Here is an 11,805-nt window from a genome sequence, read left to right as displayed (position 1 = left end):
AAATTAATTAAAAAAACTAATGGATGATAAAATGTATTCCAAATTAAACTATTGCCTAGAGCCAGAAAAATTAACTAAATTTGCGAATGATAATTGTGAAATATACGCCCAGTCTGAGCCATTTCCACACATTATCATGGATAACTTTTTTCCAGAAGATGTCCTAGATAAGATTCTGAATGAGTTTCCTAAAGCTGATGCAATTGATTGGCAAAAGTTTGATGCTGCACCAGAAAAAAAACTGGCCTCAAAATCGGAAATACAAATGGGAGAGTACACCCGATTTTTTCTGTATCAGCTCAATTCATCAACTTTCCTTAACTTTTTAGAAACCTTAACTGGCATTGATGGAATAATCCCTGATCCTCATTTTGTTGGTGGTGGCTTACATCAGATCGAAAAAGGTGGTTACTTAAAAATCCATGCTGATTTCAATCGCCATACAAAATTGCGCCTTGACCGCCGCTTAAATCTTCTGATCTATCTCAACAAAGATTGGCAAGAAGACTATGGTGGTTATTTTGAAATGTGGGATAAAGAGATGACAAAGTCTCAGAAAAAAATTCTCCCCGTCTTCAACCGATGTGTCATATTTAATACTACCGATTTTTCCTATCACGGACATCCTGAGCCATTAACTTGTCCAGAAGGACGGACTCGGAAATCCTTGGCACTTTACTACTACAGCAATGGCAGACCAGCTGAAGAGCTTTCTAATAGTGGCGACCATTCTACATTATTTAAGGCTCGACCAGGAGAAAAAATACAACTTAAAAAATCTCCAGTAACCAAAGTCAAGAAATTTATTAAGAAGTTAATTATTGAGTAAGAATTCAGCGGTCAGTGGTCAGCGGTCAGCGGTCAGCGGTCAGCCGTTGGCCTTTGGCACCTCAAGTAGCGTGGAACAGGCTTCTGGGAGCATGTCACCTTTGTAATTAGGTACATAGATCCCCCCTAGCCCCCCTTAAAAAAGGGGGGAATTAGATTTAAAAGTCCCCCTTATTAAGGGAAACGGGGGATCTGAACAGGGATTAACAAAATTGACATGCTCCCCAGGGTTCGACGCTGTGACCTAACCCATAAGCTGATCACTGATAGCTGATAGCTAATACCTGATAGCTGATAGCTGATAGCTGATAGCTGATAGCTGATAGCTGATAATTACTCAAACAACTCTGTTCACGTTCATGCCCAAAAAAGCCAATGAGTTTTTTAGTCCCCATCGTCATGTTCGGCTGGATTCCAGTTGTTCTTTATCTCTTCATGAGAATTCCAGCTCAGCGGGCAGTCATTGTGAGTTTCATCGTAGCATGGCTATTCTTACCTGTGGCAGAATATGCTTTGCCTGGTCTACCTGACTATACTAAGATGTCGGCAACTTGCTACGGTATTTTGTTGGCTACTTTTATATACGATGTTGGGCGTATTAGCTCCTTTAAATTCAGCTGGATTGACTTGCCCATCCTGATTTGGTGCCTATGTCCATTGGCTTCATCTATTACGAATGGCTTGGGGGCTTACGATGGTTTCTCTACTGTTTTGACGCAAACCTTGACCTGGGGAGTACCCTATTTTCTCGGTCGGATCTATCTCAATAACTTGAGTGGATTACGTGACTTGGCAATTGGGATTTTCATGGGGGGGTTGGTATATGTTCCCCTATGTTTGTACGAAATTCGTTTTAGTCCCCAGCTCCATAGGATATTGTACGGCTTCCATGCTCATCCTGACTTTGGCCAAACAATGCGTTACGGGGGATGGAGACCGACAGTATTTATGATCCACGGTTTGCCAGTGGGTATGTGGATGATGGCAGCTAGTTTAGTGGGAATTTGGCTATGGCACACTGGGGTGATCAAACAACTCTGGAATATTCCCATGAAGTGGCTGGTAGCTGCGTTGTTGATCACATTTATATTGTGCAAATCCACTGGTGCCTATTTTTTACTACTCTTGGGAGTTGGCATCTTGTTTGTGGGCAAGCAATTTCGTACTGCTTTGCCAGTCTTTATCCTAATTGGGCTTATTTGTTCTTACTTATACATTAACTCACAGACTGAAACCTACGTTAGTGATCAGATTATCTCAAATGTATCGAGTGTGGTTCCTGCAGACCGTATCCAATCCTTACAGTTTAGATTTGATAATGAAGAGCTACTTGTAGATAAAGCACGGGAACGGATCGTGTTTGGCTGGGGAGGATGGGGAAGAAGTCTGATCTTTAATGACAAGGGTGAGCAAGTTACAGTTCCAGATAGTTTGTGGATTATTGCGTTTGGTGAAACTGGTACCGTTGGACTAGCCAGCCTGACCACATCCTTACTAATGCCGGTGTTGACTATGTTTTGGTTCCGTTGTCCAGCCGAGTTGTGGCCAAAGCGGCAAGCGTCACCAGTGGCGGTGCTGACCGTGGCCGTAGCGTTATACATGGTGGAATTTATGCTCAATGCCCATGGTAATCCAGTCTTTGTATTGGCTTGTGGAGGACTATCAGGATTGGTGATCCAAGAACCTACAACCAATAAGGTTAAAAAAGTCCCGGCATTGGCAGCCCAGCGTTATCGTAATCAAAATCGTAATCAAAATCGTAATCAACGAAGACAAGTTCAACGGAATTAGGGATGATATAGCAGGGAGTAGGGAGTAGGGAGTAGGGAGTAGGGAGTAGGGTAAAAAATCTGTGTAAATTATTACGATCAACAACAGGATTTTGTTACTAAAAAAATATAAATTAACTAACAAATAATAATTATTTAGCTAAGGAAAAAAAACGCCAAATTTAGTTATGTCTAATGAACTAAAAAACAATCCCGTAAATTCTTTACTTATAGTAATTGTTAACTACAAAACCCCTAGTTTAACTATTGATTGCTTACGCTCTCTAGCGGATGAAATCCCAGGTTTATCGAATACTCAGGTGGTAGTGGCAGATAATGCGTCTGGGGATGGATCGGCTGTTGCCATTAAAAATGCGATCGCAAACGAAAACTGGGGTAGTTGGGCATCGGTGATGGCACTAGAGCACAATGGTGGATTTGCCTTTGGCAATAACGCTGTGATCCGCCCAGCCCTGAAGTCTAATCAGCCACCGGATTATGTGTTGTTGCTCAATCCAGACACCATTGTTCGTCCTAGGGCGATCAAAACCCTGGTGGAGTTTATGAGTGACCATCCCCAGGTGGGTATTGCTGGCTCTCGCCTGGAAGAGCCTGACAGTACCCCTCAGTGTTCAGCATTTCGGTTTCATACCGTCCTCAGTGAGCTAGATTCTGGTTTGCGTCTCGGTATCGTATCGACATTATTATCGGAGTGGGTAGTTTGGCCACCGATTCCTGACCAACCCTGTCCAACGGATTGGGTAGCTGGGGCAAGTATGATTATTCGCCGGGAAGTGTTTGAGCAGGTTGGCCTGATCGATGAAGCGTATTTCATGTATTACGAAGAAATGGACTTTTGCCTGCAAGCCCAGAGAGCTGGCTGGGAATGCTGGTATGTCCCTGAAAGTCGCGTAGTCCACTTAGTTGGACAAAGTTCAGGTGTTACCGACACCAAGCGTCCACCCAAACGCCGACCCCAGTATGTGTTTGATTCTCGACGACGGTATTTTCTTAAAAACTATGGTTGGTTTTACGCTGCTCTAGCGGATCACACCTGGGCTTCTAGTTATTTATTGTGGCAATTGCGCCGAATGGTTCAAGGTAAGCCCGATAATGACCCACCCCAGTTACTTACTGATTTTCTGCGCAATAGTGTGTTTTGTAAAGGAGGTGCTTTTAGTAGTCCGAAGATTTCGTGATTAGGTTTCAGCTATCAGCTATCAGCTTTCAGTTATCAGCTTTCAGCTATTAGCTATCAGCTATCAGTTATCAGCTATCAGCTTTCAGCTATTAGCTTTCAGCTATTAGCTATCAGCTATCAGTTATCAGCTTTTAGCTTTTGAATAAAACAGGTAAGCATTGGTTTAATCTGAGTTACGTCAGCTGACCGCTGACCGCTGACCGCTGACCGCTGACCGCTTACAATTCCCGATTCCCGATTCCCGATTCCCGATTCTAAATTCTAAATTCTAAATTCTTCATTCTAAATTCTACATTCTAAAAACAGATTATGGTGATGCCAACAGATTTAACGGCAAATTCTACCCAGCCAAAAACCGATAATTTGGGACTTTGGCAACAAATTAAAGAAGATTGGAAAGCCCATGGTTGTGATTGGACTAAGCCGGGATTTCGGGCTGTAGCGGTGCAGCGGTTTGGAGTTTGGAGAATGAACATAGAGCCGAAGTTACTACGGGCTCCGTTTAGTATTCTCTACCGAGCATTATATCGTAAAGTTCGTAATACCTATGGGATTGAATTACCTTACACCGTAAAGCTTGGTCGCCGAGTAATTATTGAGCATCAAAGTGGGATTGTGATTCATGGGGATTGCACCATTGGTGATGATACTATCCTCCGTCAAGGAGTAACTTTGGGGAATCGTTACTTAGATCGTCCTTTGGATGCCCCCATTTTAGGAAAAAGTGTCAATGTTGGGGCTGGTGCCAAGATTTTTGGCAAGGTTACTATCGGTAATGGGGCAAATATTGGTGCTAATGCTGTAGTTTTATCTGATGTACCTGCTGGCGCAACGGTAGTGGGAATTCCTGCTAAAGTTATTAAGATGCGTTCTTTCGACGAGAATGGCTCTAGTTGAGATGTAAACAAGGGAATCGGGAATCGGGAATCGGGAATCGGGAATCGGGAATCGGGAATCGGGAATCGGGAATCGGGAATCGGGAATCGGGAATCGGGAATCGGGAATCGGGAATCGGGAATCGGGAATCGGCTTGTCTATTGCTAGCATGCCTATTGCTAGCATGCCTATTGCCTCTTGCCTCTTGCCTCTTGCCTGTTACCGACTGCCGACTCCCTTTATTATATACTAATAGAGTCACTGTCTTGAAATTGTCATGATTGCTGATCCAAGCCCCAATTACATTTCAAACGAAGAGTATCTATCCTACGAAGAAGATAGTGCCATCAAACACGAGTATATTGATGGAGAAGTCTATGCCATGGCTGGCGCGAGTGATGCCCATGTTACTATTGCCGGTAACTTATTTGCTCTGTTAAGAAATCATGTCAGGGGCACTGGCTGTCGGGTTTATATGGCAGATATGAAAGCTTATGTCGAAGCATCCAATAGTTATTATTATCCTGATGTTTTCGTGACTTGCGATGCCAGAGACCGAGAATTGAGCAATTATAAAAAATATCCCTGTTTAATTGTAGAAGTTTTATCTCCAAAAACTGAAGCCTTTGACCGGGGTGATAAATTTTATGATTATCGAAAACTAGACACCTTGGTGGAATATGTTTTAATTAGCCAAAACCGTCAACGCTTAGATTGCTTTCGCCGGAATTCCGAGGGAATTTGGACATTGCAATTTTATGATCCGGGCAGTGAGATTCATCTAGAAACTGTGGATTTTAGGACTAGTATTGAAGCTTTGTATGAAGATGTATAGCGCAAGGCAATAGGCATGCTAGCAATAGGCAATAGGCATGCTAGCAATAGGCAATAGCGATGCAGCGCTGCTCCCTGCTCCCTGCTCCCTAAAACCCAGATATTTGTACCTCACAAGTCGTAAAATTGCTATAATAGGTTAATGCTTACTTTTAGGCTAATTTAATGCTACCTCTAGTATCTTTGGAGTTGGTAACTCTTTATTAACTTGGCTATAGGCGTACACCAAATCCTCTAAAACTTCCTTAGCATTCTCAAGAGCTTCCTCATAGGTGTCACCGTGGGTACGAGCATAGTTACCCCATTCGGGTAAACTAGCCACATAAGAGTTATCTTCCTCTGACCATTGAATTAAAATGCTATATTTCATGATTCATCCTCCTGTTCTAATTGTGCCAGTTCTTTGAGTACTTCTATTACTTCTTTTTCTTGATAAGGCTTGGAATCGTTACTATCTTTACCAGACAGAACTACAGGATTTGTGATTAGTGGATGAACCCAATAAGAATGACTACCTTTTCCCCGCTTAGGCAAGAGTTGAAATCCTGCTTTCTGCAACATTTGCTTTAATTGTCTTATTTTTTTCGGCATGCCAATAACTATAACATACTTCCTAAGACTTATGGGTGACCTAGAACAACTGACCAAAGATATTCAAGAACTACCAGAAGACGCTCAAAAAATTATTGCCGATATCATTGAGGTGTTCAAAAAACAGTATGTAACAGAAAAAACCGGCATCTCTTAATCCTCTGGAATTAGAGGATCAACCTTTTATTGGTATGGGTCGTGATCGACAAGATACTCAAAATAGTAGCGAATGGGTGAGAAGAATTCGACAACAGCATTGCCAATGATTTAACGTGATTGAGTGATTTTAGTCATCCGCCAATTCTAAAGCTATCATATAGCTTGTGTCTAAAAACAAGCAATTCATTATTAATAGTTATATAAATACTGATCAATAGATGTAGAAGCATCACTGACTCCACCTACAACTGGATTCTCTCCGAGTCCCCAAATCGGATCATCTACACTATTGTTATTTTCTGGTAGCTGTTGATTGTTTTGCTGTAATTGTTTAAGTTTAACAATTTCATGATGCAATGCTAATACAACTAATTCCTCAAGATTATTGACTAGTCCTGTTTGAATTAGCTGTTCTGTAGTTTTTAGCAAATCTGTGGGTAAATTTAAAGTGATTTGATTGACGTTTTCCATGGATAGTATTGTTTTGAGGAGATGAGAGGCTTACTTATTATTAATTTAGGTTATATATAGTCTAGCTTAGTTAGCAAAACGAAACTTGCCCATGATTAAGCTAACATTAGCTTAGCGCAATTATTCCCCATGGCACAGGCATCAACTGAATCCTAACATTGGTTAACTTCACAGCCAGTAAGAGGTTGTCTGAGAAGTCTCATTGTCTCATTTGCTACATCCAAGCCCCCTAAATCCCCCAATTTTGGGGGACTTTTAGCAACAAATGGATTCTTTTTCCCCCCAGAATTGGGGGGCTAGGGGGGCAAAATTCAGTATAAAAAACTTTTCAGATATCCTCTAAAGCTAATAATAATTCCTCTATCCTTGATTAACTCTTATCTCTTCCCGATTCCCGATTCCCGATTCCCGATTCCCGATTCCCTATTTCCACCATCGACTAACATCATCAACCGCTGCCACCGTTTCTATTAGGGCTTCAATACCCCCAAACTTGATGATTAAAGGAGCTAATTCAGGAAGAGCTTTAAGAAAATTGGGACGGGTTAGACTAGCTAAACCATCAAGAATTTGTTGCCAAAAAGGAAAATCAACTGACGAAGGAGTTAATCTCTTAATTAAGCCCTGTAAGGCACTGGCTCGGTTGGATTCAGACCCAATTGCTCTGGCGCAATCTAAGGCTTCTGGCAACAGATCCGGTAAGTGGGGGGCTAAGGCGACTAAGGCATCGGCTCGGTCTTTTTCATCGGAAATCCCTCTGGCGCAATCTAAGGCTTTGGGTAACAACACATCGGGTAAGTGGGGGGCTAAGGCGACTAAGGCATGAGCTCGTTCTTTTTCAGACTTAATCCCTCTGGCGCAATCTAAGGCTTGAGGTAACACATCCGGTAAATGGGGGGCTAAGGCGACTAAGGCTCTGGCTCGGAAGTATTTATCCCGAATACCTCTGGCGCAATCTAAGGCTTCCGATAACACATCGGGTAACTGGGGGGCTAAGGCGACTAAGGCTTCGGCTCGGTGGTATTGATCCGAAATCCCTCTGGCGCAATCTAAGGCTTCCGGTAACAGATCGGGTAAGTGGGGGACTAAGGCGACTAAGGCATAACCTCGGAAGCATTCATGGGAAATCCCTCTGGCGCAATCTAAGGCTTCCGATAACACATCGGGTAACTGGGGGGCTAAGGCGACTAAGGCTTCGGCTCGGTGGTATTGATCCGAAATCCCTCTGGCGCAATCTAAGGCTTCCGGTAACAGATCGGGTAAGTGGGGGACTAAGGCGACTAAGGCATCGGCTCGGGAGTATTCATGTCCAATCCCTCTGGCGCAGTCTAAAGCTTCTGGTAACACATCGGGTAAGTGGGGGACTAAGGCGACTAAGGCTAATGCTCGGGAGTTTTCATCGGAAATCCGTCTGGCACAATCTAAGGCTTCTGGTAACACATCGGGTAAGTGGGGGACTAAGGCGACTAAGGCATCGGCTCGGGAGTTTTCAAACTCAATCCCTCTGGCGCAATCTAAAGCTTCTGGTAACACATCGGGTAAGTGGGGGGCTAAGGCGATTAAGGCTAATGCTCGGGAGGATTCAAACGAAATCCCTCTGGCGCAATCTAAGGCTTCCGATAACACATCGGGTAAGTGGGGAGCTAAGTGTCCTAAGGCTAATGCTCGGTAGTATTTATCGGAAATCCTTCTGGCGCAATCTAAGGCTTCCGATAACACATCGGGTAAGTGGGAGGCTAAGGCGACTAAGGCATTGGCTCGGTGGTATTGATCCCAAATCCCTCTGGCGCAATCTAAAGCTTCCGGTAACACATCGGGTAAGTAGGGGGCTAAGTCTCCTAAGGCTAATGCTCGGTGGTGTTGATCCGAAATCCTTCTGGCGCAATCTAAGGCTTGGGGTAACACATCCGGTAAGTCGGGGGCTAAGGCCACTAAGGCTCTGGCTCGGGAGTATTCATCGGAAATCCCTCTGGCGCAATCTAAGGCTTGGGGTAACAACACATCGGGTAAGTGAGGGGCTAAGCCGATTAAGGCTAATGCTCGCTGGTATTCATACTTAATCTCTCTAGCGCAATCTAAGGCTTGGGATAACACATCCGGTAAGTGGGGGGCTAAGGCTCTTAAGGCTAATGCTCGGGAGGATTCATCCGAAATCCCTCTGGCGACTTCTAAGGCTTGGTGTAACAACACTTCCGATAAGTGGGGGGCTAAGGCTCTTAAGGTATTGGCTCGGTCTTCTTCATGCGAAATCCCTCTGGCGCAATCTAAGGCTTCCGGTAATAAAGAAGGGGGAAGATACTCAATAATTGCCTCCAAACCCTGTGCTTGCCTACTAGAATCTTTATTCTGTCGCACATAAGCTAGTGCCTGGGCTGGCATCCAAATTTTGTTCTTAAGTAATGCTGCCATTAACTCTGGAGGAATATTTCTAGCCAAGCTATTGAGGGATGTGGTAATCAGAGCATACCGACACTGTAGACTAATCGATTCTTTCTGATTTTCTGTAAAATTGGCTGCTGCTATTGCCCAAGCTCTCGATACATCTTTAACAAAATTGGCAGTTTTTCCCTGTCTATCACACTGCCAATACCAGCCGTTATCTCCTTCTGGAGTTTCTTCTTTCAGGAGTTGATGAATGTCATTTATCTTTTCAGCTTTCTCTAGGTGCCAGGTTAAGTGGTTATAAATATAACCATCATCGGATAAGGTATGCCATAATTCCAAATCTGTCTTTTTTTGATAGGCTAGCAACTTAAAGCGAAATACATTATATAGTAATACTTGCAGCCTCTGGACGATTGAGCTAATCATGCTCGGCATTTTATCCCGGTTTGCGCTGGTAGCCTTTTGATAACGTTCTAATAATTGCTGATGAGCTTCTGGGATTGATAATCCTAGCCCTGGTAATTGAGAGGCTTGTTCTGGTGTAGCAGACCTAGTCAGCAGATTAAGGGCTAAATCATGTAACAGGTCATGGAGGCGATAGTTAGTTTTTTCGGTACTAGAAACACCAGGTAGTAATAAGGCTTTTTGTCTTAAGTATTTTAAATTATCTTTTGCTTCAACTGAATTACATTCCCATAAGGTAGTCGCCATGGTTTCAGTAATAGTGACATCCTCCGGCAGTACCCCTAACCAAGCAAATTTTTGCAATCTCTCGGGGGATAATCGCTTTAAACTTAGATTAAACGAAGCCACAAGACTGTAGTTTTTGCGCTTAGCGTCACTTGGCTCTTCCTCTGCTTCCCATCGATCCAAAGCTTCCAAGTCAGCAATTTCTGCTTGTAACTCATCCAGTAACTCTTCCCAAGAGAATCCATCCCTAACTTGGGCAGCAGCTAATTCTAATGCTAGGGGTAAGTAGCCCACAGTTTTCGCTAAAATTTTAGCATAGTCGAGTTCTTGATTAGTTAACTCATTGTTGAAACAAGCGGTTAATAACTCCAAGGATTGATTTAGAGTCATCACATCTAAATCATAGCGAATCGCACCCTTAACTGGAGCTTCTCGTGTAGTTACTAACACCCGACAGCCACTCCCTGCTACTCGAAAGGGGTCAACATGGTCAGGATGCCAAACATCATCCACGACTAGCAACGCTTTTTTATCGGATAATAGTGTTCTTAGTTGTAAAGAAGCGCTATGAATGTTAATCGGTTTAAAGTCATAATCTCCTAATTGCTGTATCCACGTACTTAGAAACGATAAAATATCAGGTTGCTGACCTAAGGTTGCCCAAAAAATACCATCGGTAAAATGGGATTGAACCTCCTCGTCATGGGCTAAGGCTGCAGTAATGGTGGATTTACCAATTCCTCCTAAGCCATAGATCGCACTAACCACTAAAGTGCCAGCTCTAGCAGTTTCTTGGGATAACAGAATTTGTTTTAGTTCTTGGCTTACTTCCCGGCGTTCGACATAATACGGAGGTAGTGGGGGTGCTTGATTTGGTCGAGTTTGGTTAACCTGACTCCCAGGCGACGGCAGTCAAGTATTATTATAAGTAATAGTTTGGTCGCCTTTAATAATATTTTGGCTTCCTCCAATATTAGTATTATCTTTATGAATACTCTCTCCTTGGACGAAGTTACCCTGGTTATCTACTTTCTCAATGTTGTAATTGTCACGCTTAGCTTTGTGGGATTCCAAGGCTTTGTTAATGTCTTGAATAATTTCCTCTAAATTAGGCAAAGCTTCAGCATCAACAGTAGTCACCAAACGCTCCATGGCTTGGGCAACTTCGGGATTTTGCTTCGCTGCTGTTTCTAGCTGCAATACCACTTCGGCATAATCGAGGGGTTGCTCTGGAGCTTGCTCGATCGCCATTACTGTATCTGGAGACTCTTTTCTGAAGGATTCCAGAAACAACCGCTTAGGTGTATCCCAGATAACTTGCCCGACATTTTCCCCAGTTTTTTCTAAGGCTTTAGTGGCGAGCACAGTAGAAATAGCGACAACGGCAGCGGCTAATGGTTCCATAGTTGAAGGAGATTATTCAGAGTCTTGGTTTATTATAGTATTTTTAAATTGGGTGAGTTAGTTAGTAGTTAGTAGGGTGGGCAGTGCCTACTAATGCTATCGCCAGATGCTCTTATCTATCTTTGGCACTGCCCACCCTACATCAATATTCTATTGTGATTAATTCTTTGGTGGGCAGTGCCTACTAATGCGATCGCCAGCTGCTGTTATCTATCTTTGGCACTGCCCACCCTACATCAATATTCTATTGTGATTAATTCTTTGGTGGGCAGTGCCTAGTCATCCTATCTCTAGCTGCTGTTATCTATCTTTGGCACTGCCCACCCTACATCAATATTCTCTATTGTGATTAATTCGCGCGGTGGGCAGTGCCTACTAATGCGATCGCCAGCTGCTGTTATCTATCTTTGGCACTGCCCACCCTACATTAATATTCTTGATGCTCTATCAGTTAAACAGATTTTTTGATATTTCCTATTCCCTGTTCCCTGCTCGATCAAAATAGAATACCATAAAAAAATCCTGTACAAATTAAACATAATTTAGTACATCAATGGCTATCAATACTATTTGTAAATAAATGTAAAAGATTTTAAT

At 43.0% G+C, this 11,805-nt stretch carries 12 protein-coding genes; 6 read left to right on the top strand and 6 right to left on the bottom strand.

Features of this window, described 5'->3' with window-relative positions; translation table 11 throughout:
- Positions 1–31: 31 nt before the first annotated feature.
- From LYNGBM3L_RS22095 to LYNGBM3L_RS22080, 4 genes are all read left to right on the top strand, one after another.
- Positions 32–829: a 2OG-Fe(II) oxygenase gene (locus LYNGBM3L_RS22095; RefSeq protein WP_131827390.1), complete on the top strand. Its 798-nt coding sequence runs from the start codon at positions 32–34 to the stop codon at positions 827–829.
- A 374-nt stretch (positions 830–1,203) separates the two neighbouring features.
- On the top strand, positions 1,204–2,619 hold the full coding sequence (locus LYNGBM3L_RS22090; RefSeq protein ID WP_044494311.1) for a hypothetical protein: 1,416 nt from the start codon (positions 1,204–1,206) through the stop codon (positions 2,617–2,619).
- A gap of 166 nt (positions 2,620–2,785) precedes the next feature.
- The gene (locus LYNGBM3L_RS22085; RefSeq protein ID WP_009148925.1) at positions 2,786–3,796 is read left to right on the top strand and encodes a glycosyltransferase family 2 protein; all 1,011 of its coding nucleotides are present in this window, start codon (positions 2,786–2,788) and stop codon (positions 3,794–3,796) included.
- 311 nt (positions 3,797–4,107) lie between these two features.
- Positions 4,108–4,695, top strand: a complete 588-nt coding sequence (locus LYNGBM3L_RS22080; protein ID WP_009148922.1) for a serine O-acetyltransferase — start codon at positions 4,108–4,110, stop codon at positions 4,693–4,695.
- Here LYNGBM3L_RS22080 and LYNGBM3L_RS41445 read toward each other — a convergent pair.
- Positions 4,688–4,936, bottom strand: a complete 249-nt coding sequence (locus LYNGBM3L_RS41445) for a hypothetical protein (protein ID WP_131827117.1) — start codon at positions 4,934–4,936, stop codon at positions 4,688–4,690. The genes LYNGBM3L_RS22080 and LYNGBM3L_RS41445 overlap by 8 nt on opposite strands.
- Before the next feature lie 15 nt (positions 4,937–4,951).
- On the opposite strand from LYNGBM3L_RS41445, the gene LYNGBM3L_RS22075 reads away from it, so the two are divergent.
- Complete coding sequence (locus LYNGBM3L_RS22075) at positions 4,952–5,509, top strand: Uma2 family endonuclease (protein WP_009148920.1); 558 nt, start codon at positions 4,952–4,954, stop codon at positions 5,507–5,509.
- A 156-nt stretch (positions 5,510–5,665) separates the two neighbouring features.
- On the opposite strand, the gene LYNGBM3L_RS22070 is transcribed toward LYNGBM3L_RS22075, so the two are convergent.
- Together LYNGBM3L_RS22070 and LYNGBM3L_RS22065 are read right to left on the bottom strand one after the other, a co-directional pair.
- A complete protein-coding gene (locus tag LYNGBM3L_RS22070; RefSeq protein WP_009148918.1) occupies positions 5,666–5,878 on the bottom strand; it encodes a type II toxin-antitoxin system HicB family antitoxin in 213 nt (70 codons plus the stop codon).
- Positions 5,875–6,099 (bottom strand): type II toxin-antitoxin system HicA family toxin, encoded by a 225-nt coding sequence (locus LYNGBM3L_RS22065; protein WP_044494309.1) that lies wholly within the window; start codon positions 6,097–6,099, stop codon positions 5,875–5,877. The genes LYNGBM3L_RS22070 and LYNGBM3L_RS22065 overlap by 4 nt, the downstream gene beginning before the upstream one ends.
- A gap of 31 nt (positions 6,100–6,130) precedes the next feature.
- Between LYNGBM3L_RS22065 and LYNGBM3L_RS48875 the strand changes: the two genes are divergently transcribed.
- Positions 6,131–6,256 carry a hypothetical protein gene (locus tag LYNGBM3L_RS48875; protein ID WP_009148913.1) on the top strand — a complete coding sequence of 42 codons (126 nt, stop codon included), beginning with the start codon at positions 6,131–6,133 and terminating at the stop codon, positions 6,254–6,256.
- A gap of 191 nt (positions 6,257–6,447) precedes the next feature.
- On the opposite strand, the gene LYNGBM3L_RS22060 is transcribed toward LYNGBM3L_RS48875, so the two are convergent.
- The 3 genes from LYNGBM3L_RS22060 to LYNGBM3L_RS22050 form a co-directional block, all read right to left on the bottom strand.
- The gene (locus LYNGBM3L_RS22060; protein WP_009148911.1) at positions 6,448–6,729 is read right to left on the bottom strand and encodes a hypothetical protein; all 282 of its coding nucleotides are present in this window, start codon (positions 6,727–6,729) and stop codon (positions 6,448–6,450) included.
- 423 nt (positions 6,730–7,152) lie between these two features.
- A complete protein-coding gene (locus tag LYNGBM3L_RS22055) occupies positions 7,153–10,716 on the bottom strand; it encodes an NB-ARC domain-containing protein (protein ID WP_044494307.1) in 3,564 nt (1,187 codons plus the stop codon).
- Positions 10,717–11,208: a hypothetical protein gene (locus tag LYNGBM3L_RS22050; RefSeq protein WP_009148907.1), complete on the bottom strand. Its 492-nt coding sequence runs from the start codon at positions 11,206–11,208 to the stop codon at positions 10,717–10,719.
- Between the last annotated feature and the right edge of the window lie 597 nt (positions 11,209–11,805).

The sequence above is a fragment of the Moorena producens 3L genome (assembly GCF_000211815.1).
Lineage (GTDB): Bacteria > Cyanobacteriota > Cyanobacteriia > Cyanobacteriales > Coleofasciculaceae > Moorena > Moorena producens.
This window is presented reverse-complemented; position numbering and strand designations above follow the sequence as displayed.

Coding starts and splice junctions, on each gene's coding strand:
- LYNGBM3L_RS22095 (WP_131827390.1), top strand. CDS start 32: ATGTATTCCAAATTAAACTATTGCCTAGAGCCAGAAAAATTAACTAAA.
- LYNGBM3L_RS22090 (WP_044494311.1), top strand. CDS start 1,204: ATGAGTTTTTTAGTCCCCATCGTCATGTTCGGCTGGATTCCAGTTGTT.
- LYNGBM3L_RS22085 (WP_009148925.1), top strand. CDS start 2,786: ATGTCTAATGAACTAAAAAACAATCCCGTAAATTCTTTACTTATAGTA.
- LYNGBM3L_RS22080 (WP_009148922.1), top strand. CDS start 4,108: ATGGTGATGCCAACAGATTTAACGGCAAATTCTACCCAGCCAAAAACC.
- LYNGBM3L_RS22075 (WP_009148920.1), top strand. CDS start 4,952: ATGATTGCTGATCCAAGCCCCAATTACATTTCAAACGAAGAGTATCTA.
- LYNGBM3L_RS22070 (WP_009148918.1), bottom strand. CDS start 5,878: ATGAAATATAGCATTTTAATTCAATGGTCAGAGGAAGATAACTCTTAT.
- LYNGBM3L_RS22065 (WP_044494309.1), bottom strand. CDS start 6,099: ATGCCGAAAAAAATAAGACAATTAAAGCAAATGTTGCAGAAAGCAGGA.
- LYNGBM3L_RS48875 (WP_009148913.1), top strand. CDS start 6,131: ATGGGTGACCTAGAACAACTGACCAAAGATATTCAAGAACTACCAGAA.
- LYNGBM3L_RS22060 (WP_009148911.1), bottom strand. CDS start 6,729: ATGGAAAACGTCAATCAAATCACTTTAAATTTACCCACAGATTTGCTA.
- LYNGBM3L_RS22050 (WP_009148907.1), bottom strand. CDS start 11,208: ATGGAACCATTAGCCGCTGCCGTTGTCGCTATTTCTACTGTGCTCGCC.